19 protein-coding genes and 1 pseudogene are annotated in these 24,646 nt (G+C 60.5%); 7 read left to right on the forward strand and 13 right to left on the reverse strand.

Going from position 1 to position 24,646, the window contains the following annotated elements; genetic code table 11:
- The first annotated feature begins 13 nt into the window (after nt 1-13).
- Together ACIPUD_RS28950 and ACIPUD_RS28955 are read left to right on the forward strand one after the other, a co-directional pair.
- Nucleotides 14-1,639, forward strand: coding sequence for an FGGY-family carbohydrate kinase (locus ACIPUD_RS28950; RefSeq protein ID WP_446481988.1), 1,626 nt, complete (start codon nt 14-16; stop codon nt 1,637-1,639).
- 113 nt (nt 1,640-1,752) lie between these two features.
- Entirely contained in the window at nt 1,753-1,884 is a 132-nt protein-coding gene (locus tag ACIPUD_RS28955) for a hypothetical protein (protein ID WP_446481989.1), read from the forward strand.
- A gap of 69 nt (nt 1,885-1,953) precedes the next feature.
- On the opposite strand, the gene ACIPUD_RS28960 is transcribed toward ACIPUD_RS28955, so the two are convergent.
- The 4 genes from ACIPUD_RS28960 to ACIPUD_RS28975 form a co-directional block, all read right to left on the reverse strand.
- Complete coding sequence (locus ACIPUD_RS28960; RefSeq protein WP_446481990.1) at nt 1,954-3,156, reverse strand: calcium-binding protein; 1,203 nt, start codon at nt 3,154-3,156, stop codon at nt 1,954-1,956.
- Between the two features lie 248 nt (nt 3,157-3,404).
- The gene (locus ACIPUD_RS28965; protein WP_240543190.1) at nt 3,405-3,560 is read right to left on the reverse strand and encodes a hypothetical protein; all 156 of its coding nucleotides are present in this window, start codon (nt 3,558-3,560) and stop codon (nt 3,405-3,407) included.
- A gap of 5 nt (nt 3,561-3,565) precedes the next feature.
- Nucleotides 3,566-4,036: a hypothetical protein gene (locus tag ACIPUD_RS28970; protein WP_018458789.1), complete on the reverse strand. Its 471-nt coding sequence runs from the start codon at nt 4,034-4,036 to the stop codon at nt 3,566-3,568.
- Nucleotides 4,008-4,601, reverse strand: a complete 594-nt coding sequence (locus ACIPUD_RS28975; RefSeq protein ID WP_247370644.1) for a hypothetical protein — start codon at nt 4,599-4,601, stop codon at nt 4,008-4,010. The genes ACIPUD_RS28970 and ACIPUD_RS28975 overlap by 29 nt, the downstream gene beginning before the upstream one ends.
- A gap of 140 nt (nt 4,602-4,741) precedes the next feature.
- Here ACIPUD_RS28975 and ACIPUD_RS28980 point away from each other — a divergent pair, with 140 nt between their 5' ends.
- Entirely contained in the window at nt 4,742-5,041 is a 300-nt protein-coding gene (locus ACIPUD_RS28980; RefSeq protein WP_143273925.1) for a hypothetical protein, read from the forward strand.
- A 92-nt stretch (nt 5,042-5,133) separates the two neighbouring features.
- On the opposite strand, the gene ACIPUD_RS28985 is transcribed toward ACIPUD_RS28980, so the two are convergent.
- Nucleotides 5,134-5,484, reverse strand: a complete 351-nt coding sequence (locus ACIPUD_RS28985; protein ID WP_446481996.1) for a response regulator transcription factor — start codon at nt 5,482-5,484, stop codon at nt 5,134-5,136.
- A gap of 208 nt (nt 5,485-5,692) precedes the next feature.
- Here ACIPUD_RS28985 and ACIPUD_RS28990 point away from each other — a divergent pair, with 208 nt between their 5' ends.
- Nucleotides 5,693-5,911 carry a response regulator gene (locus ACIPUD_RS28990; RefSeq protein WP_018458793.1) on the forward strand — a complete coding sequence of 73 codons (219 nt, stop codon included), beginning with the start codon at nt 5,693-5,695 and terminating at the stop codon, nt 5,909-5,911.
- Between the two features lie 141 nt (nt 5,912-6,052).
- On the opposite strand, the gene ACIPUD_RS28995 is transcribed toward ACIPUD_RS28990, so the two are convergent.
- On the reverse strand, nt 6,053-6,205 hold the full coding sequence (locus ACIPUD_RS28995) for a hypothetical protein (protein ID WP_157643068.1): 153 nt from the start codon (nt 6,203-6,205) through the stop codon (nt 6,053-6,055).
- Between the two features lie 434 nt (nt 6,206-6,639).
- On the opposite strand from ACIPUD_RS28995, the pseudogene ACIPUD_RS29000 reads away from it, so the two are divergent.
- The 3 genes and pseudogenes from ACIPUD_RS29000 to ACIPUD_RS29010 all read left to right on the forward strand — a co-directional run.
- Nucleotides 6,640-6,945 (forward strand): annotated as a pseudogene (locus tag ACIPUD_RS29000) (MBL fold metallo-hydrolase); the annotation flags it as partial.
- A gap of 554 nt (nt 6,946-7,499) precedes the next feature.
- Complete coding sequence (locus tag ACIPUD_RS29005) at nt 7,500-9,161, forward strand: cytochrome b5 domain-containing protein (protein ID WP_446481991.1); 1,662 nt, start codon at nt 7,500-7,502, stop codon at nt 9,159-9,161.
- A gap of 1,224 nt (nt 9,162-10,385) precedes the next feature.
- Complete coding sequence (locus ACIPUD_RS29010; RefSeq protein ID WP_377786556.1) at nt 10,386-10,673, forward strand: hypothetical protein; 288 nt, start codon at nt 10,386-10,388, stop codon at nt 10,671-10,673.
- 128 nt (nt 10,674-10,801) lie between these two features.
- Here ACIPUD_RS29010 and ACIPUD_RS29015 read toward each other — a convergent pair whose 3' ends face one another.
- The 7 genes from ACIPUD_RS29015 to ACIPUD_RS29045 all read right to left on the reverse strand — a co-directional run bounded on the left by ACIPUD_RS29015 (nt 10,802) and on the right by ACIPUD_RS29045 (nt 23,361).
- On the reverse strand, nt 10,802-11,245 hold the full coding sequence (locus ACIPUD_RS29015; RefSeq protein WP_338014023.1) for a GcrA family cell cycle regulator: 444 nt from the start codon (nt 11,243-11,245) through the stop codon (nt 10,802-10,804).
- Nucleotides 11,169-11,339: a hypothetical protein gene (locus tag ACIPUD_RS29020; RefSeq protein WP_377786558.1), complete on the reverse strand. Its 171-nt coding sequence runs from the start codon at nt 11,337-11,339 to the stop codon at nt 11,169-11,171. Before ACIPUD_RS29020 ends, ACIPUD_RS29015 begins: the two co-directional genes overlap by 77 nt.
- Nucleotides 11,340-11,492: 153 nt before the next feature.
- Nucleotides 11,493-11,804, reverse strand: coding sequence for a hypothetical protein (locus ACIPUD_RS29025; protein WP_085350876.1), 312 nt, complete (start codon nt 11,802-11,804; stop codon nt 11,493-11,495).
- Between the two features lie 159 nt (nt 11,805-11,963).
- Nucleotides 11,964-12,329, reverse strand: a complete 366-nt coding sequence (locus tag ACIPUD_RS29030; protein WP_094183281.1) for a dodecin family protein — start codon at nt 12,327-12,329, stop codon at nt 11,964-11,966.
- 2,162 nt (nt 12,330-14,491) lie between these two features.
- Nucleotides 14,492-20,371: an AAA family ATPase gene (locus ACIPUD_RS29035; protein WP_446481992.1), complete on the reverse strand. Its 5,880-nt coding sequence runs from the start codon at nt 20,369-20,371 to the stop codon at nt 14,492-14,494.
- Nucleotides 20,372-22,020: 1,649 nt separating this feature from the next.
- Nucleotides 22,021-22,203, reverse strand: a complete 183-nt coding sequence (locus ACIPUD_RS29040; RefSeq protein ID WP_018458807.1) for a hypothetical protein — start codon at nt 22,201-22,203, stop codon at nt 22,021-22,023.
- A 417-nt stretch (nt 22,204-22,620) separates the two neighbouring features.
- Nucleotides 22,621-23,361, reverse strand: a complete 741-nt coding sequence (locus ACIPUD_RS29045; protein ID WP_446481997.1) for a Crp/Fnr family transcriptional regulator — start codon at nt 23,359-23,361, stop codon at nt 22,621-22,623.
- Nucleotides 23,362-24,646 lie beyond the last annotated feature (1,285 nt).

Here is a 24,646-nt window from a genome sequence, read left to right on the forward strand (position 1 = left end):
CGGCGATCCTGAGATGAACAAGCAACCCGATAACCGCCATTTCCTTGGCATCGATGTCGGCACCGGCAGCGCACGGGCCGGACTCTTCGACCGCTCTGGCAGGCTCCTGGCGAGTGACAGCGCCCCTGTTGCACTTTGGCGGGAGGCTGGCGACGTCGTCGAGCAGTCGAGCGAGGATATCTGGCGTGCCGTATGCCGCAGCGTGCGTAGCGCGGTGGTGCAGGCGGGTATCGCGGCGGACAGTATCGCCGGCATAGGCTTTGACGCGACCTGCTCGCTGGTGGTGCTTGGCGAGGCGGGTGTGCCGCTGCCCGTCGGGCCGTCCGGCGATCCTGCTCGCAACGTCGTTGTATGGATGGATCACCGCGCTGCGGATCAGGCGCGCCGTATCAACCAGACGGGCGAGAAAGTTCTCGACTATGTCGGCGGAACGATCTCTCCCGAGATGGAGACGCCGAAACTGTTGTGGCTCGCCGAAAACATGCCCGAGACGTTCTCCCATGCGTGGCAGTTTATGGACTTGACTGATTTTCTCACTTGGCGTGCAACAGGGAGTTTGTCCCGCTCCATTTGTACCGTGACGTGCAAGTGGACCTATCTGGGCCACGAAGACCGCTGGGACGATCAATTCTTCCGCAGGATTGGCCTCGGCGTGCTGCCGGATGAGCAGTTCCGCAGGATCGGCACCGAGATCGTGCCCGGCGGGACCAGGCTGGCAGCGGGCCTGACGGCGAAGGCCGCGGCCGATCTCGGACTCGCGATGGGTACGCCGGTCGCCGCCGGCCTCATCGATGCACATGCCGGCGGTGTTGGTACGGTGGGGGCGCGCGGAGCGGCGGGCACGGTGCTCACGCGCATGGCCTATGTATTCGGAACGTCCGCCTGCACCATGTCGACCACACCGGACCCCTTCTTCGTCCCTGGCGTTTGGGGACCCTATTTCTCGGCCATGGTGCCTGGGCTTTGGCTCAATGAAGGCGGACAGTCGGCCGCCGGCGCTGCGATCGAGCATCTGTTGCAGATGCATCCGAATTCCGCGCAAGCGACACAGGCTGCGGGCCAGAAGCAGCAGACGCTTGCGGATTGGCTTGCCTCGGAAATCGAATCACGCGGCGGTGCCGAAATGCTCCCGGAGTTGGTCGGCCAGCTTCATGTCGTCCCTGAATTCCTCGGCAATCGAGCGCCGTTCGCCGATCCCGGCGCGCGCGCACTGATTGCGGGCCTTGATATGCGCTCGGATCTGGAGAGTCTGCTCGCGCTTTATCTTGCCGGGCTTTGCGGCCTCGGCTGCGGGGCCCGGCAGATCGTTCGCGCTCAGCAAGACAAGGGCATTGCGGTCGATACGATCGTGGTCAGCGGCGGTGCCGCAAAGAGCCGCCTCGTGCGGCAGGTCCTCGCCGATATGACGAGTTTGACGGTCGCTGCGCCAGCCTCTCCGGAGGCCGTCCTGCTCGGCTCCGCGATGCTTGGATCAGTTGCCTCGGGCGACCATGCCGACCTCAGTGAGGCGATGCAGGCGATGTCGGTCTTGGGAGACATCCATCAACCCCAGGCCGCTTTGGCGGGCTGGGTTGATCAGCGCATGGGAGCCTTCGAGGCTCTGCAGAAGGTCGGCCGGGCAATTAGAAGTGCTTCTTAGCTCTTGCCAACTGGACCCGGCACCAAGCACGGCATCTGACCGGACCGAGCCGCGATCCTAGACTATCCGCGGTTCTGAGAGCCCATGGGGCAAGCTCGTTGCGATTGTGAACGGTGAGCGCCAATGAGGCAGGACCGCTACATCCCGGCACGACGCATCTGGTCGCGGACCTGACGGAGAAGTTCGACGACATCAACTGGCTCGTCGCGGCCAAAGGCGGGTCGCCAGCGTCAGGGGGCAGCTGAAGGGATCCTGTGGGCGGGGAATAACCCGGGTCTCGCCCCGCTGTATGCGGGGCGAGATGCCTGCTTTTCTCAGATGAGGAAGTCGGTCGGGTGCAGGCTCGCGGCGTGGACACCGTCGAGTGTAATGGTGTCGCTCGCCGATACATGAATCACGGCATCCCCGTCGGCATTGTCGCTGATCAGCTTCGACAGCGCCGTCCAGTCCGTAAAGCCGTAATCGTGCAGGTTGATCAGATCGTGCTCGGTCACGGTGCTGCCGGCCGCCTTGTTTCCTTGATCGAAGTCGGTGATGAGGTCGTTGCCGGACCCGGTGTTGAAGACGAAGGTGTCGCTGTTTCCGCCGCCCGAAAGCTGGTCATTTCCGGCGCCCCCGTTGAGCATATCCTTGCCGCCGGTGATCGAGCCCGGTGTTGCGGGATCATAGACCTTCGCATCGCCATACAGAAAGTCGGTGGCCGCTCCGCCGGTGAGGATATCGTTGCCGCCATGGGCATTGCCGGACATGGTCGGAGCGTCGCCGAACAGCAGATCGCGCGCATCGTCGGTGTACTCGGTGCTGATCTTGACCGTGAGGATGTCATCGCCACCCTGTGCGTTGTCGGTCAGGGACGTGGAGGAATCTCCCGACAGCGACGCACCGGCCCAGACGTTTTCGCCGCTCATGGTCAAGATGATGTTGTCGTTGCCGCCATGCGCATCGCCGCTGATGGAGCCGATGGCATCGCCGCTGGCTCTCGCTGAACCCTCCCGGGTGTTCAAGCTGATGTCGAGCGTGTCGTTGCCACCCTGCGCCGTGCCGCTCATGGAGCCACCGGCATCGCCGGCGTACACATTGTCGAAGCCTCGCCAGCCCACAGCGCCCGTGATGGTGTCACTGCCGCCGTGCGAATTGCCGGACATGTCGCCGGCGACATCGCCGAAAGCATGCACGTTGGTGTACATCGAGTGGTCTTGGGTATCGATCGTGTCGTTGCCGCCCTTGGCGTCGTCGGTCATCGCCTGGGCATCGCCGACCACGAGGGCGGCGTTCCAGCCGTAGTTGACGTTGACCGTGAGCGTGTCGTTGCCGCCGTGGGACTGGCCATGCAGCGTCGTGTTGTCGTCGCCAAAGATCGTGACCTCTGCTTCGGGCTGAGTGATGGTTGCGGTCACGGTGTCGTTGCCGCCCCAGGCGTCCGTGGTGGTCGGAAAGTTCGGATCTCCGATGACGGTTTCGATTTGGCCAAATTGGTCGAGCAGGATGTCGATGGTGTCGTTCGGCAGATGCTGCATGGCGTAACTCCCATTTCATTGTCGGAGGCGGGCCTGACATCGGCAAAACTCTTGCGCGACGTGCTGTGACCACGCTTCACGGAGACGAATCTAGTTCTGGTCGATGGCGGAGATTTGCTGGAATTCGGGACAGAGTTTGTTCGCGACAGGCTTCGCTGCGCCGTGCGGCGAAACTGGTCGTTGCGCACTCGCGATTGCGATGTCGCCCCGCGCGTCGGGGTACGACATCGCCGCTTTGATTTATTCCCTCAGATGATGAAGTCGGTCGGATGCAGGTTCGCCGCGTGAATCCCGTCCAGCGTGATCGAGTCGTTGCCGGAGAGATGAATCACGACATCGCCGGAAGCATTGTCGCTGATCAGACTCGACAGCGCCGCCCAGTCCGCGAAGCCGTAATCCTGCACATCGATCAGATCGTGTTCCGCTGCGGTGCTGCCGACGGCCTTGTGCCCTGATCGAAGTCGGCGATCGTGTCGTTGCCGGAGCCGGTGCTGAAGGCGAAGAAGTCGCTGTTTCCTCCGCCCCACATCCAGTCGTCGCCCGCTCCGCCGTTCAGCGTGTCGCTGCCGCCGGTGATCGAGCCTGGCGCCGCCGGTTCATAGATTCCTGCATCGCCATACATGAAATCCCGGCCGACGCCGCCATTGATATCGTTGCCACCATGAGAATGACCGGCCATGATCGGCGCGTCGCCGTACACTGACGAGACCGCATCCGCGTACTGGCCTTCGATCTTGACGGTCAGGACATCGTCGCCGCCCTCGGTAAGATCCATCAGGGACGTCGACGAGTCCCCCGACAAGGTCGCGCCGGCTATGGCGCTGTCGCCGTTCAAGGTGACCGTCATATTGTCATTGCCGCCTTGCGCAAGGCCGCGCAAGGCGCCGATGGCGTCGCCACTGACGGTCGCCACGCCGTCGTGGTGAGCACGCTGACATCGAGCGTGTCGTTGCCGCCGTGCGAGGTGTCATCATGGAACCGCCGGCATCGCCGGCGAACAGGTTGGCGCCACCGCGCCACGCGATCGAGCCGGTTATGTCGTCATGGCCGCCCTGCGCGTTGCCCGACATGTCGCCCGCGACGTCGCCGAAGGCCGAGACAGTGGTGTAGACCGTGCCATGGGCATCCGCGACGATGGTGTCGTTGCCGCCGTTGGCGTCGTCGATCATCGATTGGGCATCGCCTACCACGAGAGCGGTGTTCCAGCCGCCGCCGATATCGGCGAACAATGTGTCGTTTCCGCCTTGCGAGTGACCAAGCAGCATCGATTGGTCATCGCCGAAGATCGTGAGCCTCGTATTGAGCTCGGTGACGGTTGCCGTCACGGTGTCGTTGCCGCCCCAGACGTCCTTGGCTGCGGGAAATCCGAGATCTCCGTACACGGTCTCGATTTGACCAAACTGGTCAAGGATGACGTCGAAGGTATCGTTCGGCAGATGCTGCATGGCGTAACTCCCATTTCATGTCGGTAGCGGGCCTGACGTGTGCACCAGTCTTGCGACACGCTTGATCGACACGGTTCACCGGAAGCAAATCTGCCCTTGGTAAATGGCAGAGATTTGCAAGAATTCAGGAGAGAGTTTGATTGCTCGCATCGATCTGCGGTCGCGGCCGCGAGAAAGAGAATGTTGATGGAACTGTCGGCGAGGATCTACCGCCGATTGGCGCGTTCGAGTGCGAGCTTACTTCTCCTCTGGTTGGGATGAAGTGCCGCTTTCGCCGTCGTCATTTCCTCGATCAAGTCGGCGATACCGTCTCTCGCGATCTTGTCAGTGACAAGAGACAACAACCGACTATGGCGCGCGATCTTGTTGTCGATCTCATCGCATTTGCCGCACGTGAGCATACCCTGCGCTATTGCAGGCGGAGCGAACGAGGCAACTGAGACTAAAAAATGTTCATTGCCGAGCTTCGTTCCTGCCGCCATGGACGGTTGGGACGCTGGCTTGCTGTGCGAGCCAGTGACGGCGGCGGTTTTTACTTGTGCGTCGGTGGGACCTCATTGAGGAGCTTCGAGACCGCAGTGACAAGCTGGGCCGGTGCAAACGGCTTCTGCAACAGGATGCTATTTGGGACGCCCTGCGAACCCCAATCGTTCGCTGCAGCGCCCGTCATGTAGACCACGGGAAACGTCGGCTCTCGTTGTCTGAGCTGTCTGGCCAATTCCCAGCCGCTGAGCGTGCCCTTGAGGTTCACATCCGCGACGACCGCCCGGTACTCCTTCATTCCGCTTCTGAAGAGAGTCAGGGCTTCCTCGGCAGACGAGAGGATGTCAGTCGCGAAGCCTGCCTCCAGCAGGGCTTCCTCGACACCGCCTGCAATGGGTATTCATCCTCCACCACCAAGATGAGAGGCGACGGCGCTGTCATGTTCACTCCGTCTCGGAACGCTGAACCTACTATGTTGCGGCGCTTTGTTCCCTGAAAATGTGTCCAAAAGTGAACATAGGCCGATCCGAGGGCCCCAGGGAGCTGGCCGGCTGCATGGCGGATATCAAGGCCGACGAGACGGAGCATGGGCGCACTCTCAATCTTCCGTGGTGGAGGACGTAGCGCCGATCCGCATGATGGTCTGCGACATGCTGGAGGAGTTGGGCGACAAGGTCATCGCCGAAGCAGGCACCCTGAAGGAAGCGATCGAAGTCGCGCGGGTGGCTGACTTCGATCTGGCCATTCTCGACCTGAGGCTTGCCGATGAAACAACTGAACTGGTGGCGGAGATCACTCGTGGTCGCGGGTTGCAATTTTTCTCCTGACCGGCCACACATCCGATGGATTGCCGGGCGGCTTCCGCAATGCTCCCCGATTGGAGAAGCCCGTCCTCTGCTCCGCGCTCGCGGAGATGATCGAAAACTGCGCCAGGTCTTGACCAGCGAACAGGCCGCTCGCGGGGAGTTTCACGCTGCCAACTTGCCCTTCGCCAAGCTTTCAAGATGTTTCCACGCCAAAGCGGCCCTCAACCACTTCAAACGCTCGGCAGCACAGGTCGCGGCGACCGCTTTGCGCATTGCGGCGATGGCCTCTGCTTGATGGTCAAGGTCTCCGGTCATCGGAGCGATCATTCGCTCGAATTATTAAAGCCGACGAAAATTTACGGCCCGGAAAACTACCGGCTTGCCCCGCCGTGGAGCCTCCATCCAAGCCCTGTGCTCGCTCAGTCCGGCGCCATCCGCTCGCCTCGTCCTGCGAGATAGGCATCATATGTTAAAGCGCGACTCAGCAATTGCAGCCCGATAACCTGGCAACAGGCTGGGGACGCGGGACGATGGCACAGCTATCCGTTGATCCGGAGGTGGACACCGGAAGAGCATCAACAGCTACTGGTGATGGCGGCGGCTGGGCGCCGACCCGACGAGATCGCCCAGGCGCTCGGCAGGACAGAGCCGGCCGTGCGAGGCCGCGCCAACCTGCATAACATCCCGCTGCGACTGGTGATGCAAAAGCGAAACGGCCCATGATCAAGGGCGCGTTTGGACCAATGCCGATGGACTATTTCGTGTGGCTGGCGAGGGGAGGCGGCCGCATCTTCGTCATCGACACCGGGTTCAATGCCGAGGTCGCGAAGCAGCGCAGGCGAAATTACCTGCGCTGCCCGGTAGAGACGCTTGCCGCGTTCGATATCGACGCTGCCCACGTCAAGGACGTGATTCTCACGCATCTGCACTACGACCACGCCGGCAATTTCGACCGATTTGCGCATGCGCGGTTTCACCTTCAGGAGCGCGAGCTTGCCTGTGCGACCGGGCGCTACATGCTTTATCCTCGGCTGTCGCATTCGTTCGAAGTCGAGGATGCCGGGAAGCGTAGCTGTGCACGTTACATCGGTGCGGTCGCTGCTCGCCGACGAGACCTCGACCAAATGGCTCGATGCTGCCGTGAATACCAGGCTGCCTTGGGCCGCAGGGTACCGGACCCGCTGCCGGGCGCCAGGGCGCCGCCATTCGTGCCGGTGCTGCCGATGATGCCTGTACCGCCGAGTATACCGCACCGTCTGGCTGCTGGCTGCGAGGGCCAATGAAAGGATCGGGTAGGTCCGACGACCTTTCGCACTGCCCGGTCGCTCCCTTCGGAAGGCGGCGCCAAATGTCGGTTCGTAGACGAGGACCGAGGTTTGCAACGCAGCGCCAAGCCGACGCGACTGGCTCATCCTCAATGGAAGTTGGCGCTCGGTCGGCGTGTTTGCTCACGGAGGCCGATGACCGAGGAACTCCAGAACTCTATTTGGCGTGCCACAAGATCCTTTATTGCCAATCAGCCCGGCGCTAGTCTCGAGCCCATTGAGGCGCCTTAAACTTATTCCAGCCGCGAGTTGAGGGGCGTTCGATTGCATCGGAAGGAAGATGGATGAGGGCAGTGATCGTCGGTGCGGGAATGGGCGGGTTGATGACGGCCTTGGCGCTGCGTCAGTCGGGAGCGTTCGCATCGGTCTATGTCTACGAGCAAACGAAGGTGCCTAGCACCGCAGGCGCCGGGTTGAACATCCCGCCCAACGGGGCGCGAATATGTCGTTGGCTAGGCGTCGACCTGGATGGGGGAGATTCCAAAGGCCCCGACGGGGTCATTGACGGCGGCCGCGCGGCAATCCTGGAGTCGACACGACAGTTCAACGCAGATGGGAGCGTGACAAAGAGGCCATTCGATCATGTCACCGCCGCAGGCGACGGCGCCGGCTTTCATCACATGCACAGGCTGGACCTTTTGATGTGCCTGTACAAGCGAGTGTCCGACTTCGGTATCGACAGCGGCGCGCCATGCCCGATCGCGGTGCACATGGACTGCAGACTGACGCAGCTGCGTCAGACCGCAGGCGAGGTACTAGCGACCTTTTCGAATGGTCGAACCGCCACGGGAGAGCTTCTCGTAGGTGCGGACGGGATCAACTCTGCGACGTTACAGCTGGCGTGGCCGAATTCGCGTCCCAAGCGTTGGACGGAGGTAACCTGCTTTCGAGGACTCATTCCGCGGACGGGGGTTGCGTCCCTCCGCAAAGCGAACGGTAACCCGCTGGACCACAATCCCATCAACTCCTTCAGCATGGACCGCCATCGGGCGGATAGGAGCGGCGCGACCACGTACTGGGTACGCGGCGGCGAGTTGTTGAACGTGTGGATCGCGCATTATGAGCCTGAGTCCGCCGCGTTCGAGCAGGAGGAGGGCGACTGGTTTCCCGTCAGTCAGCAGGAGATCGTTCGCGAGGTCGGCGAGGCATTCGCGGGCCATCCCAGCAGAGACGACCTCATCGCTCTGTCGGGGGCGATCGTTCGTCCTACCAAGTGGGGTCTCTACGATCGCGATGCGCTCGAAACCTGGGTGCAGGGCCGCATCTGCCTGCTCGGTGACGCGGCGCACCCGATGCTTCCCACATTCGGTCAAGGAGCTGCTCAGTCCTTCGAAGACGCCGCCGCCCTTGCCAGCGCGTTTGCGCTTCACCAGCGCGATGTGCCTACAGCCTTGTTGCACTACGAACGCGTGCGGCATTACCGCGCTACCCGCTTTCAATTGGGATCCAAATTCGCCTTCGACCATTTGCGAGCGAAGGACACCGCTGAGCAGAAGGCGCTACTGGAGAGACTCGATGAGCGTGTGAGTCCTGCCTTTGCCCACGATAAGCGCGGCGGCGAGGACGATTCCTGGATCTACGCCTACGACGCCCGCAAGATCGGCAGCGAGTTGCCTGCCAAGAGGCTAGGTCCGTGGGACTTCCGCCGAACCGCCAAGGTAAGGTACGGTGGGATCAAGCTCTGGATGCCCGCCAATCCGGCGAAGGGTACGCGCCGCGTCACGCGCGAAGAGGTCGCTCTGCACAACACACAGAACGACTGCTGGATCATCATCTCGGGAAAAGTTTATGACATCACCGAGTGGGCCCCTCATCACCCTGGCGGCGCTGGAATCGCACGAATGTACGCTGGCAAGGAGGCCACTGCCGAATTCGGTGACTATCACAGCACCGAGGCCGTCGCGCACATGGCAAATTTTTGCGTGGGCGCTCTCGTCGAGAATTGAACCACCTCGTCGTAGCCGGGCACCCGGCGGCACTGCCGTAGGCCGCATCCGAGCCGCGCCATCGACCCGCCTCGCACATCGCGAAGAGAATTCCGACAGCCGGTAGACTTCCAAATATCGTGCCGGCTCGCGACGGCTGAGGCGCACGACATTCGCGGGCCAACGCACTTACCGTCACGCGAGACGACCGCATCGGTCGCCGAGGCGAGTAATGCCATTCGAGTTCTGGTCGTGGAGGATGAAGCTCGGATCTGCAGCTTGATCGAGGACGCCTTTTCGACGGCGGTTTCGAGGTGCCTACTTGATCAATTCGGGGGACGGTCGCGCGGACGACGAACCGGCCGCGCGAGTAGCCGCCGGAAACCGAGGCTCGCAATCCTCGACCTGCGCCTCGAGGAAGCCGTTCGCGACAATGAGCGCCTTGACCGCCTCCCGGGTGTCTCGACCTCAGGCAGCGATGGCCTGGTCGGCGGCAGCCTCCAATTCGAACGGTACCGGTCGGGATGGCTCCCGATCCCGATTCACTAACCCAAGTCTACCTAAGTATGGTCACTTCATACCTGCGCGCGATGGCGCCGACCAAGGGCTAATGTTACTGATACATCCAGACTGAAAAGTAACGGAACCGGCCCTGCGAGCCGGCAGTTGCGGGACGAGACCGGCGGCGTAGCGCCCGCCGGCCCTTCTCCCGATCTAGCGGCGCTTCGCCGCTCAACTGACGCTTACGGCCGTAGTTTGTGCAGAGAGTCCGCCATGAGAAACATCGCCGACCTCCTGATGTGGTTCAGACGGGGAAGCCCACGCGTGTCCAATACTCAGGTTGCAGCTATGGCTGAAGATCGATCCAGCATGGCTGATTTTGTCCGGATCCTGCAGGCCTGCGATCAAGCCCAGTAAGACAGGGGTTTGGTGCGAGCGCGTCAGTCCGTGATGCGGACGTCCGAGCAAACCAAAGCCAAGACCTCACACCACACTGCGTCCAGCTGTTTATGCCTAGCACTTCCGTTCAGGGTCAAACAGCGACAAGAGCAGAGGACTCTGATTTGCAGCTTCGGGCAAACTGCGGAAGTCACTCGGCTCCAGCCTTGGTTCAGTTCGGCGCTGATGTCAGTCAGCCCCAACGGTTCGCGCGCCGCATACAATGAAGCTAGCGCGGGATTCTGCTAGGCCCGGGCCGGGCCCAGCAACCGCCTGCTGAGACATCCAATGACTTCGCACTCTTGATTGGCCCCGCGGCTGATCGAACAATTAAAGGTGCGGACGGTTAAAGCACGGCTGATGCAATCGTTCCTCGCGGCGGAACAGGTGAGTTGGCCGCAAGCAGCGCCTTATCGTTGGCAAGCATCGCTTTTCGAGCGCACGACGATCGCCATCGACGTTGCGGCGTCATCGATATCGACGGCAGGTCATTCAAAGGGCCAGATCCGGCATTACGGCTTCCACTTCGTGCCGCTTAGTCGAAGATCTCTTGAATCGGTGACATGTCGGCTTTCGGCGGCAAACCACAAGTAAGTTCAGCCTAGCATCTACCGCTGCTGTTGACTCCAAGCAGATGAAGCCTTGGGATGGGTATACGACTGCCGAACCCGTCGAACTGGGCCAGGGACTTGCGGGAGCACAACCACATTCTTGGTGAGCTCTTAGCCAGTGTTTCTGACCGCCTCTGCCAGCATGGAGTAGAGCTGCTGCTTGCTGAATTCCTTGGGCGGCTGCCTCTGCACTGCGTTCCGCGACACCTTCCGTGCGACTGGACGGGCGCAGGCAGCCGACGAGGTCGGCCTCAGCTTCGGGCGCGGCCTTATCTTGGGCGTTGCTGTGGGCGGCTTGTGGCCGCGCTTCAAGCCCAGACGGGTCAGCATGCCGCAGACCGCGTTACGACTGCACCCGAGACGACGCGCAATCTGCGCCGCGCTCTGTCCTGCGGACCAGAGCCTGTTGAGGAGCGCTATGTCTTTCGCATCCCAGCCCATGAGAGATATTATAGCGCCGGCTGCCGAACACGCCAGTCTAGTCTTCGTCCGGCTCGCGCACGACCGGCGGTTCGTCGGCGTCATCTTTCTCTTCGTCGTCCTCGTCGTCTTCATCGGGATCTCTTGGCGGCATCGCGGTGCCCATAAGCACAAGCGGTGTCCAGTAGATCGCGGCGGTGGAAAATGCTTTGAAGGTATGTTGCTTCATGTGGCTGCTACTCCTCGAGAATACGCGTAGTTCGCATATTCATGGCGGACGGCACGCGCGTCCAGGGCGCGATCGGTGCAAACGAGATGGAAACATCAAGTCGACGACATGAGCAAAGGAGGGCAACCGGCACGCAAATGGCGGCGTTTTCAGCTACTTTATGCCCGAGAACTCATTCGGCTCTATGTTCACCAAAACCTCGCCGGTGGTGATTTCGGGAACTCCAAGATCGAGGTCATGTAGACTTGCTTGAACAAACGCGAGTATCTTGTCGTTCGCTGCATTGGCGCTTTCGCGATCGTCAAATATCATCACGGCGATACCAACGCCGTCGCCCGCATCCAGAACTTGGTAAGATCTGAAGCCGTGCGATTGCCTTAGGATCTGGCCGACGCCGCTCTTGGCGCGGCGAGCGGCGTCCGCTACCGAACGAACCTTGGTGTACTTGCGAATGACCATGTACATGAGGCCACCATCACGCCTCGACGCATCAAAGCATATCGGTCCCGGTCGGACTAGGGCCAACTTCCGAGACCGGGCCACAGTGTCCGGCTAGGCGAACAGGGCAACGCGCCTTTTCCAATGAGTCCTCCTCGCCCTGCGCATGGGGCGAGGTGCTGAGGCTCAGGAGCCCTCGAACTTGAACGATACGTTGAGCTTGGCGCGATAGGCCTCGACCTTTCCCTTGCCATCGAGCTGCATATCCAGCTTGACGACCTCTGCAATGCGAAGATCTCGGAGAGATTTTGCAGCTTGCTCGACCGCATTTGCGGCGGCCTTCTCCCACGAGTCGTTGCTGGTACCGACCAGTTCAATGACCTTGTAGACGCTATCAGGCGTGTCGTCCTCCTGTCCGGGATGACGAAGGAAATCTAGCATCAGGATCTCGACCCCGATACGGGGATGCCGTCCGGAGCCGGAAAGGGACAAAATTGCATTTGGCGGGGGCAGCTTTTGGCCGGAGCCAACCTGCCGGGCCAGCGCCATCATGTCCGCTCCTAGCGAGCAGACGGAAAAACGTCCGATTGCCTGTCACTTTCCTGTTTGACCCGGTGCCGACCATTTCAGTCTCGGGTCACTCGATCGCGGCTGCTGAGACTAACCAAAAATACGAACCGGCTAAGCCGTCCAAGCCCCTGGCTCCGGCGCTTGCCACCAGGCAGGGATTCGCATCCGTGCTGGCTTGCCCTTGTCCACCTGCTCTAGCGACGGTCTGTAGATAGCTATCGGTCAGATCTCATGATTGGCCGCGGAAGCAGGAGCACTACATTGATCTGGCGATCGAGGATCGTCGTGGCGATGATCGTCGTCTTCGAACTCATCGTGGCGGAGCATTTAACTTAGTGCTAGAGACAACCCTCGCTCAGGCCGGCAGACCGGCATCACATCCACAATCTTGTCTCCCGACCGGTTGCGCTTTCACATTGCCATGCCAGCGTGGAGATCGGTCCAAATCTTACCGCAGCGTCGCCCATCAACCGGGTGGTTGCGTCGCGGACCGAGGACAGGATCGTCGCCCGGCGAAACGTGGACGGCTCGATTAATTGAGCGCGCTGCCGCGTATTGCCGCCAAAGTGAGCTTATGAATTCGGAGGCCAGGCCCGCAATTAATCCATCACGCTGCCAGATTTAAGCCGCATGGGGCCCATATCGCCGCGAAGGCTTTGCCGGAGGGGACGCATTGGCGCGAATATCGGTGTTCGCAGTGCAATAGATCTTGCTCACTGTCCATTCGGTCTTGAACGAGGAGCAGAAGCCCTCCGTGGCCGCGTCGTTCCTTCTTGCTCGCAATTTGCGTTCGACCTTTATGGATCACTCGGCCTCGAGCTTCATGCCTTTCGGCTCGGCCAGAGATCAAAGAGCGTCAAGATGTTCTGCCGACCCCCGCCGCCCTGGAGCAGGACAACGCGACATGCTCGCGATGCTGGCGACGCTGGAGTTCTCGATCTCTGCTCTGTCGCGCCTTGGCCCCTGTCGCTAGCGCCCTGAAACCTGAACAGCACATCCTGCATGAGCCTCATCCCGCAGGATGCGCTCTTCAGAAGCTAGAACCGACAGCTATCAGCGGCAGCCGTAGCGACCGTTAATCAGAACGCGGAGACATGCCGTGCCAACCGCGGCCGCGCCAACGGCCGCGCCGCCTACGACCGCGCGCCATGTGGTGCGCCGTGCAACGCCGGCGACTGACACGAGTGTCAAGGGGCGCCCGACGCGCAGGGCGCCAATTTCCTCTATGTGCGCCGTAATGGGCCCTAGGGTTACCGGATCAACCAATTTGCAGCGCCGCGCGCCAATCAGCGTGAGGATGATTGGGGGGGCGTGCCCCGAATCGATGTGGTTTGCCATCGAAGCCGTGTGCGAGCGGCCACTAATCCTTACCTCCTCGTGATCTATGGCCTTTCCATGCTCGATCTAGTGGAAGGCGGATGCACTTAGGACGAAGTGATGCACTGGCGCGAGCGGTTCAGGGCTCGCTGCGGGGCGGCCTGACGTTGCTCAGCAACAAGTCCACTGCCAAGATCGACACGCTGGTCTATCGCATCAATCACGCCCCAACCGCGCCCTGTTTCGCCGGGGCAATTCGGAAGAGCGGAAATCGATCCATTGCCAGTGATCGTCCCTGAGGCACGGCTTACGGGCACCGAGTCGGCCATAGGCTCGATTGCCGCAGTGGCTGACGTGACGAGCGCGAACAGAGCGATGAGAACGAGCGGCGATGTTGGATCAGCGGATCCCCGGTTCGAGCCCTGGTGCGCCAACCATATCAAAACTGTTCGTATTCAATTAAATTACGGATGGGGTCGACGAGAACAAGGCGGATCTGGTGCGACGTTTTTTGCGTATCGTGCCCCGGATAGCAGTGCGATTTATGCTTTTCCTTTGTTTCTGCATCTTCGCGCAATGCGATACGGTGTGCAGATTAAACGGCACAGGTCGATTACGCGCTCGTCGTAGAATAGGATACCAAGGCGCGCAAATGCACAACCTGTTTTGCCTAGTCGCCTCGTGATCCCTCGACCGTTTCTGCGACAGCTTGGTGATTTAATCCCCGTCGCGGCAGCCAGGATCGGCAGGGCTGCGATCGACTTGATCTTCTCGATCGCAAAGCGCGAGGTGCGTGCTCGAAGTTGGAACCAGCAATCCGGCCATAATCAAGAAGCGTCGGCAGGGTGGGCTGGTACGGTGAAGTGAAAAATTGCGCCGTGGGGCTGGTTGCGCGTCACCCACAAGCGTCCGGCATGCGCTTCGATAATCGAACGACAGATCGACAGTCCCAACCCCAAACCGCTGGGCTTCGTCGTGTAGAAGGGGGCGAAGGCGTGCTCGAAGGTTTCAGAGCTCATCCCCGGTCCCGAGTCCTTCACCTCGACGAGAACACCGTCCGGTGCACCCTGCGCGGTGGTGATCAGCACTTTCTTGGCTCCATTCGCGACCGTGCCGATTGCCTGGACAGCGTTGATAATCAGGTTGAGAACCACTTGTTGCAATTGGACGCGGTCGCCCTCGACAAGCGGTAAGCTGTCTGCAAATTCCGTCTGCACTGAGATGCCGTTCTTCATCGCTTCGCCGCGGGTAAGCTCAATAACGTCCCTGATCGCCTCATTGATGTCCAAGCGATCCTTCCGGGGCGGTGCTTTTTTTACGAGATCGCGAATTCGTTGGATGATGTCGCTGGCCCGAGCGGTATCGTTCATAAGCCAGTCCAGTGATTCCCTGACCCTCTCAAGATCCGGCGGATTTCTGTCCAGGAAGCGCGCGGCCGCACCAGCATTCATGGATGCCGCGGCAATCGGCTGGCTCACTTCATGCGCGATCGAGGCCGTGAGTTCGCCCATGGTGGCGAGGCGGTTAGCGTGCGCAAGCTCCTTCTGTATCTCGCGCAGCGCCTCTGCGGCCCGCTTCTGTTCGGTGATGTGCCGTCCAACGCCGCGATAACCGATGAAGTGCCCGGACTTGTCGAGCACCGGTAGCCCGGAGACGGACACGTAGCGCTTGCCGCCATCGGGCGTAGGGCGCGCGAGCTCGAAATCGCGGAACGGCAGGTGGGCATCGAGCGTCTCCCGATGCTTGCGCCAAGCCTCCTCGTCGGGCTCCAAGTAGGGCACTTCCCAGCGCGTCTTACCAAGTTCAGAGCCCGACGCGGGTGCGTCGACCATGCCTTCGGCGAATTCCTGGCGAATGAAACGATGCCGCGCATCGGATTCCCAGTACACGTCGAAAGAGAACTGTACGAGAGTCCGGAAACGCTCCTCGCTCTCCTGCAGAGCCACTTCCGATCGTTTGCGCTCCGTCAGGTCAACGACAAAGGAGACACCCTGGTCTCGTTGTTCGTCGAACGCAGCCATGCCGATCAACACCGACACGCGGCTTCCGTCCTTGCGGAAATACTCTTTCTCGAACGGCTGCACGCTACCCATCTTTTTTAGTTCCGGGATCCACCATCGCTCGTGGCGGTCGAGCCATTCAGGCGGCGTCAGGTCAGTCCAGCGCAGGCGGCCCGAGACGAGATCCTCACGGTCGTATCCCACGATGCTGAGAAACGCATCGTTGGCCTCCAGAATCGAACCTTCAAGCTCCCAGATGATGATTCCGATGATGTTGGCATCGACAAGGCGTCGGATTTTCGCTTCCCGTTCTCCGAGATCGCGGTACAAAGCCGCATTTTCCAGCGCGATTGCTGCCTGTGAGGCGAGCAGCTTCAGCACCGCAATTCGCGCCGGTGCAACAACGTAGGGCGTCAGTGTATTCTCGAGGTAAAGCACGCCGATAACTTTCGCACGGTTGATCAGGGGCATGCAGAGAATGGAACGAGCGTTGCGCTGATTAACGTAGGGGTCCGTGGCAAAGGGAGGCTGGACCGTGGCATCCTCGAAAACCGCGCACTCTCTAGTTCGCAGTACGTAATGGAGAACGGATTCGGGAAGGAGATCCGCGGTCACCGCTGTATTGCGCATTTCAACAGTAACTTTATCGCCGGTTGTGGTGGCTTCCGCTTCGATGCGCGGCTCGGTGTCGTGCGACAGGATCAGCAGACCGCGTTCAGCCCCTGCTTGTTCGATGGCAGTGCGCATGAGCGTCTCGATAAGCGTCTCCAGAACCATCTCACCTGACACCGCTTCCGACACCTTGATGACAGTGGCGAGGTCGAGATACTCGACCGGCGCTCCAATCGTGCTCATCGGGCCTGGCTCTGATCTCGCCTCCCTGAGGTGCGGATGCATATCCTCAAGTTGCCGCACTTTGCCGTCTGCCCCCCAACGAACATAGCAGTCGCGCGCTCTCCGCAAATAGATGCCAGAAAATTCTTCGAAACCACGCTCGCCGTAAAACCGCGCGGCCAATTCATAAGCGAGCGCCTCGTGGTGGACGAAGCCGTTGTCGCGAGCGGAGCGGATGGCTTGTTCATAGAGACGCTCCGCGTCCAGTTCTCTGCCTTGGAGACGGGCGATCTCGGCGCCGGTTAGAATAGCGCGGTCCGCGAAATTCTCCGGGCAATTCTGTGCCCACAAATCGAGCTGCGTGTGGTGCCCAGTCAGGGCCTCAAGGTGCCCTTGACGTTGTTCGGGGTGTGCCGAATTCCAGCATGCAGCGTGCGATAGCGCTGCATAGAACTCGTATTCCACCGTCTCGAGTAGCTGCGGTGGTGACCACGGCAGTCTCCGTGCCTTCGATGCGGCGTCGACGGCCAGCGAATAGTCGCCGGCAAAGAAGCACGCTTGCAGCTTGCGGATCCAATACCAGCTCTCGGGCAGCGCGAATGCCGGATCGGCGGCCAAACGCCGTTCGAACCGAAGCTCGTCGGACGGGTCGTCGTGCAGAGCGCCGAAACGCCGCGTCAGGCCGCGCAGCATACGGATTAGCGCAACCTGCGGCATTATGATGTCGGCCACCAACGCAAACTTCGCCTTCTTGCTCAACTGCAACCCGTGCTCGGCTTCGCGCTGCGCTTCTGCAAGCGCATCGCCCGCCGCAAGGAAATTCGTATTCAAGCTGGCGCAACTGAAGGCCGCGAACGTGACATCGCCACTGCTGCTCGCGGCCTCAAATGCCCGCTGAAAGGCGTCTCGGGCATGCTGGAGGTGCTTGGTCCATGAAAGGACAAGGTTGCCATAGTTCAGGTAGGTCCTGGCGTGCACGCGCGAAAATCCGCACCGCTCGACCAGCTCAGTGCCGATACGGCTGAATCGAAGGCCCGCCTGATAGTCGCCGAAGCGCGCGCCGGCAATGGCGCCGAACATGACGTAAGGAACGCATGAAGCATCGTTGTTCCCCCACTCGAGGCTGATCTCCACCGCTTTTAGGGCCACCAGTGAGCGAAGGTTCGCATCAGTGAAAAACGCCGGCGGCATGAGCGCCGTCAAAAGATCTATGGTCGCTAGTGCGAGTGCATCACTCATTAGCGGCAGATCCAATAGCTCCTCGACCGACCGATTCCCGAGCCGAGATCGGACGTGCTCGTATTCGCGTCGGACGTGATCATCGCTTGGGTGGACTACCCATCGAATCCCGAGTTGTTCCAGATAGCTGAGACCGGCGCTAACCGCGCGGTCAGGCTCACTGAGCGCCGTATACAGATCCACCCGACGGCGCGCGACGACAGCAAGGTCGGCAGCGGTCGCGGTTCGCGTCGTCAGCTCCTGTAAGCGCTGTTCTGCCTCCAGGACCGAGCCAGTCACGAACTCGCATTCGGCGCGATGCAACTCGAACGCAAAGGCAAGCTGCTGGCGTTGTTCCCAGCAGTCGTCTGGTAACAATGCGGCACCGGCAGCGGCATAGTTGAGCGATGCCGCGTAGGCCGCCGCCTCCCACGCGCGCAGGCTGGCTGTCAGATTAAGCTCTGCGAGTTGCTCGCGTTCGTCTCGCGAGGTGATCAAGGACTCGCCACGGTTGAGCTGGTTGACGATCTCGAAAATAGCCTTCTCCCACTTCTCCCGGGGGGTCTGCGCCAGTAGCTCCCGACCGATTCGCAAATGCAGCGCCGCGCGTTGATCATCAGCAATCAGCGAGTAGGCGGCTTCGTGCACTCGATCGTGGACAAACCGATACACTCCTGGCTGGTGCTCGACCAATTCCTGGCGAATGGCCTCCCACAGATCCGCGTGTACCCGCTGCTCGGAGCGACCGAGGACGATCGAAATTGTCCTCGTGTCGGCGACGTTGCCGAGACAGGCCAGCCGCTGCAGCGTGATCTGCGTCTCGGCAGGCAGGCGGGTCAGCTTTGCGATCATCAGATCCACGACATTGTCGGTGTGGCCCTTGACGCGAATGCGAGCGAGATCCCAGCACCAGAACCGTGCGTCATGATCGAAGCGGACCAATCCCTCTTCGGCAAGCGCCTGAAGGAATTGAATCACAAAGAATGGGTTGCCGGCCGTCTTATCGTGAATCAACTTCGCGAGTGGCGCGGCACGCTTCGAATCGCAGCGAAGAGCATCGGAAATCAAACGAGAAATGTGTGAGCTGGCAAGCGGCGCTAAAATGATCTTCTGCACGTTAGCGCCAGCACTCTTTATGGCCTCAAGCCTGTACCACAATGGATGAGCGAAAGTGACCTCGTTGTCGCGAAAGGCGCCGATGAGCATCAGGTATTGCAGATCGGAGCGGGTTAAAAGGTCCTCAACCAGATCGAGCGTGGCGGCATCGACCCACTGGAGATCGTCGAGGAACAACGCCAATGGATGCTCGGACTGTGCGAACACCCCTATGAAGCGCCGGAGCACGAGACGGAAGCGGTTCTGTGCTTGCTGCGGGGGGAGCTCAGGGACGGGTGGCTGCTCTCCCACGATCAGCCGCAATTCAGGGATCAGGTCGGTAACGAGTCGTCCATTGGCGCCCAGCGCACCATGAAGCGCTTGGCGCCAGTGCGTCAGCTCGGCTTCGTTCTTGCTCAGAAGGAACCGCACGAGGCTCTGAAAAGCCTCCACTACCGTTGAATAGGGAATATCGCGTTTGTATTGGTCGAACTTGCCTGATGCGAACAGCCCGTGGGACGGAACAAGGCGACGATGGAGCTCATTGACTACCGAGGATTTACCAACGCCGGAATAGCCGGTAACCAGCATCAATTCCGGCGCGCCGCTCTTGATCATCCGGTCAAAGGCGGCCAGCATGGCTTCAATCTCGCGGTCCCGTCCGTAGAGCTTCTCAGGGATCCGCAGTCGGTCGGGCGTGTCGTATTGTGCGAGCGCAAACTCTTCGATGCGGCCTCCGGTTTCCCATTCGATCAGGCAGCGGCGTAGATCATGTTCGAGGCCTGAAGCGCTCTGGTAGCGTTGCTCGGCGGATTTGGCGAGCAGCTTGAGGACTATGGTCGAGATTGCAGCCGGTACAGTGCTTACCCGCTCGCCGGGCGCCACTGGCTTTCGCGCAATGTGGCAATGCACCCACTCCATGGAATGTGCCGCTGAGAACGGCAACGAGCCGGTCAGCATCTGATAGAGCGTAACGCCAAGTGAATAGAGGTCACTGCGGAAATCGATCGAGCGGTTCATCCATCCGGTCTGTTCGGGCGCCATGTAGGGCAGCGTGCCCACGATGAATTCCGGCGGCCCAGGGGCGCGTCGCTCGCGGGCGAGGCGCGAGGCGATACCGAACCCGGTGAACCGGACCCGTTCGTCCTCGCAGTTCACCATAATGTGCGCCGGCTTCACGTCCTTGTGGACGAGGCCGCGTTGGTGCACCTTGTTCAGGGCTGCGGCGATGCCGATCGCGAGCTGCAAAAAGCGTCCGATGTCCATGGGCGCACCAAGCAACTGTTCGAGCGGCTGGCCACCAGGATCCTCAAGCAGCAGCACTGGACGGTCACCATCGCACTTCAGCCCGAGCGGCCGCATTGCCCAGGTCTCATCTAATTGGTCTTTCAGCGCAAACTCGTGATCAAGACGATCGAGGAGGCCGGACGAAGCGTGTTTCGCCTTGGGAAGTACCGCCAATACAGTTCTGCATGCGCCATCGGAAGCCGGGCGCAATGGCCGACAAAAGATGCGGTCATCGTCCTCCCATAGCACTTGGAACCTGCTGTCCATGCGCATCAACCCAAAACACTGGGTTTAACCCCGAAGCCTCCGCGTGACCAATGTCAGGTGAGGAGGTACTGTGTTGCGCTCTGTGGCCACATCGACACTGCCATAAAAGCGGGGTTCTGCCCAGCGTAAGCTGCGGCGCCAGGCAGATGACGGCGAGAAAGCCGAAGCGGCGCTAGCCGGACATCAACCGTGATCGCGCGCGAGCCGGCGGGCGAATTCAGCGGTGTATCGAACTCGAAATATGCTGCCCGATGCGTCGCCACAACTTCTGCTGGCCGTCCGGACCGGCTCGAATGCGAACGGCTTCTGCGGCTCAGGTGTGGTCTGGGCACCGGATTGCTGTGCGGTGCGGCCCACGAGCTGATTGGCTCATAAAGCGGACGCGCACCGCCTTTGATTCCGGTCGCCGACCTTCATCCTACTCAGTGGTAACAATCCGTGGTTAATGTCACCATCATTCAGAATTCAGAGCTATCGGATGTAGGCGCGCCAGCCGCTGACAGCGCCCTTTACATCTCGCGGGGTCGATTGGCTTCGGCGCTGGCGTTTCGGTTCTCATGTTGTGCGCGGATCGGCCGATCCGTCGACCGTGCAGGCCACAGCCTCAAATAGCAGTTTGAGATAGTTGCAGGTCCTGATTTGCACTTATGCGGCTGTGTCGTTGGTTCGTTGGTTCGAACGTTTGTGAGATAGTACGACGTCCGAGGACACTTCCTGAAAGTAGCTCAAACTTGCCCAGATGGACTGGAGCGAGAGAGGATGATCGTACCGGTGGTCATCCGCGCAGAGGGTTCAATTGCTGGTCGGCATCGTGAGGTCCTCCCCAGGCGGCGCGGGAGAGGTTTGTGCCCGTTAACAGCGGCGCCGGCCGGCGTGTCGCGCCCTTGGGTTCCTGAGATGATCAGAGCGGCCTGTCCCGTTGCGCAATGCAGCTTACATGGGGACGTCAATTGTCGCACATCTGTGTCGACGAGCCTGGATTTGTACGGGGTTCGCCAGCATAGGCGGGCCGGTGCTCACGAAGCTGGGGCATGAAAGCAACAGTCCACAACACGTTGCACCAGCGCACCACTGTTAATTTGCGCGATCGGGACGATTCAGGCCTGCTCTCTGCAACGAACCTAGTAGCTGCGGGGGATGACAATGACTGTCACGCGTGCGATTGGCGCTGCTGCCTTGTTTCTGATGACGCTTAGCTCTGAAGCCTATGCTGCGCGCCAGCACAGACCGGGAGAGCGGATTTCTTGCTCAGAGGTCAAATACTACGTTGCTAAGTATTCGGCGGCCCTGGCTGAGATGTATGCCCGTAATCACGGGGCCACCGGCGCCCAGATCGAGCGGGCGCGGCGTTGCTTGGCCTCGAATGAGGCTGCCGAAACAGGGCAACGCAGGTCCTATAGCGAATGAGCATGACGCAGCCTTCGTAACAAAGCGCGCTGGCCGGGGATATCCTGCAAGGTCAGGGCTGTACGCCTACCCGCGGTCGCAGCTGACGATCGAAGTTAGCTGATTGCCTTGCACGCGCAGATAGGCCTTCCGACTAGTGGCCAGGCGAGCGCGCGATTGCACACTCGCACGCGAGGCCGCGCCGCAGTCATGTCCTCCTCCGCTCATCGCATGCTGATTCCCAATCATCGGTGTCGGGCCATATCCTCTTATCGCTCCAATTTGGTGCCAAAGGCTGTCGCAGCAATTGCACGCTCGACCTCGGAAGCCAACACGCTCAGATGATCGGCAAGCCTCGCGAACAACTCTCGCTTTTGCAGGTCGGTGGCCAGATCGCTGATCGATTTGCAGTCGGCTGCGTCTTTGAGGAGGTTCTCCAGCTGCTCTTGCATGTCTCTCATCGTCTGTGTGCCCCAAAGGCACCCTCGGCTTCATTCAGTTGAACTGATTGAGGCGTACTTGAGCTCCCGCCGATCCATTTCCGAACGGAGCGATTCAGCATAGGTGCGCAGATTGTCGCCAACAACGCGGGAGCGTCCGCCATTTGCGCGATCAGCCAACACCTGTCGCCGCACGCTTTCCCAAAGAGACAATAAGGTCTGATCTTTCGTTTGAAAAGGTCATCCACAGGCCTCCAGTACATGGCGCGCCGATAGTACGCGTACCTCATGAGCGGGATTGTTCGGTTGCGGACATTGCCGTGGAGAAGCTAGGCGCCCGTTGCACATTGGCCACATCGTCCATGTTCGGGATAACGGGCTATCACGCCGAAAGGCGCGATGGTTTGCGGCATCCCCCCGTTTCAGTTACTACGTCGGCAGAACCAAAGCGCGAGACCGGGCTGCATTCATAGAGAAGATCCCCTCGATTTCGAGACGCATGGTATCGTGGCATTCGCACGCCACCGCTGCGAGCCGCAATGGGTCAATCTCGATTTCTCCTCGCCGTTCAGATCTGATCGCTCCGGAAGCGCGCAGGTTGCGCATCAGGAGCGTCACTGTCGTTCGTCGCACACCCAGTATTTGCGAAAGCGCCTCTTGGGTGAGTGCGAGGACGTCGTGGTCGGCACGGTCGCGAAGATGGAGCAGCCAGCGTGCCATGCGGGCTTGGGCCGGATGCAGCGCATTGCAGGCGCCGCCGATTTGTAGCTGTATCAGCATCGCTTTGAAATGAATCTGGACTGCGTGGCGGATCGCGGGGCTTCGGCTAAAAGCGGCGTGGAATCGCGATGAGGGGATCCGCGAGGCGATGCCCGCGGCACGAACGACGGCGGTAACGGCCGAAGGGGACGGCCCTAGCACGGAAAGAGTGCCTACTGCTCCCTCGCGCCCTATTGCGGCGCTGGCGACCGTCTGTCCGTTGGCCATGTCGATCATCACAGAAATGACGCCACTATGAGGAAAGAGGACGTGCTCGGTCTGGTCACCCGCCTGCGAGACGACCGCATCTCGATCGAGCGCTACCATCTCTAGCTCGGGCGCCAGCAGATCGAGGTCCGCTGCCGGTAGTGCTGCCAGAAGTCGGTTACCAATTTCGCCGGGAAGCGTCACTGCGGCCTCCTCGAACGATCCGCCGCATCGCATTTCGAGCGTCATAGGGCGGCCAACTCGAACTTTGTTTGAATCCGCCTACGCCTCGCGCCCCGAAGTCCAATTCAGCTGCGGAAGCTCTCAAGCTCAAAAGAAAAACTCCAACCACACGCGCTCGGAGGCGAATTGTTGTCTCTCAGGGTGTTTTAGGAGTTAGGTCCCAGCGCCCCGCTGCACAATTGCGAAATGCGCATGGGTAACACCATAGGGAGTTCCGCTTTCCGGGATGCGGCAAACGCCGCGGCGATCTCGCAAGTGTGGGCTCGGCTTGACCTAGAAGCTCAACAGCTACGTGATGAAGCCCGGTCATTTCCGCCAGGACACAAACGAGACAGTCTGCTTAGGAAGGTCCGGCAGAACGAAATCACGTCTCAGTAACCGAGTGGCTGACCTTGTCAGTAACCGAGTGGCTGACCTTGCCAAGATGGCAGCCACCGAAATAGGGCGCCTCCGTTGGCGGCATGAGTGGCGGCTCAAACGAGCATCCACATCGTAAACGCGGCGCAGAGGCAGATCGTGCCCACGACAGTCATCCGGCAAAGAAGCGCTCGGTCCGGTCCATGTCGATCATCTTCGAGATCGATCCACGCCCATAAACGTTTAAAGCTGCACGCTGGCTCCTGCTTGCGCCTGTCGTAATCTGTCAGAGCTTACGTCCCATTAGACGGTGTGAGCGCACTCGTGCGACGAACGAAGACGACGCCGATCCACGAGTTGGAGTGTTACATGCGGTGCAAGGATTGTTCGGACGTGCGGGGCTATTGCAGCGGGCAAAACGGACGATCTGTTCTGTCTGTCGCAGAAAGATACCGTTGATGCAGAACCAAAACCAGAATGTTCGGGTCGGGATTCGAGTCGTATCGCCACCAACATGGCAACGACTTTGTACGCTAAAGTACGATCTTCTACGATGTTGTACTCTGACGGCAGCGGTTCGAGCGCTCGTACGGATTGTCTCAGCCGCGAAAGCGCGGCGAACCTTCTGAAAGTCAGGTCGATGCCACAAGCGGGCGTTGCGGGACAGCGGGCTCGAAGAAGGGGCGGCCGAGTTCGACCGGCTCGGACGCAGGGGAACGCTTCCTCCTTCTACTGAGGCTGGTCCGGTCTCTTCAGCTTTCGCGTGGGCTGCGATCGAGGTTCACCGAGAATAGTCGACCACTTCCGTAGCCTCGGCGCCTTGCCTGAAACCCCGCTGTTCTTCGAAATCGACGGAAGGACCATATGGATGAACTGCTGGCGGCGTACA

It is taken from the genome of Bradyrhizobium sp. CAR08, from assembly GCF_052871955.1.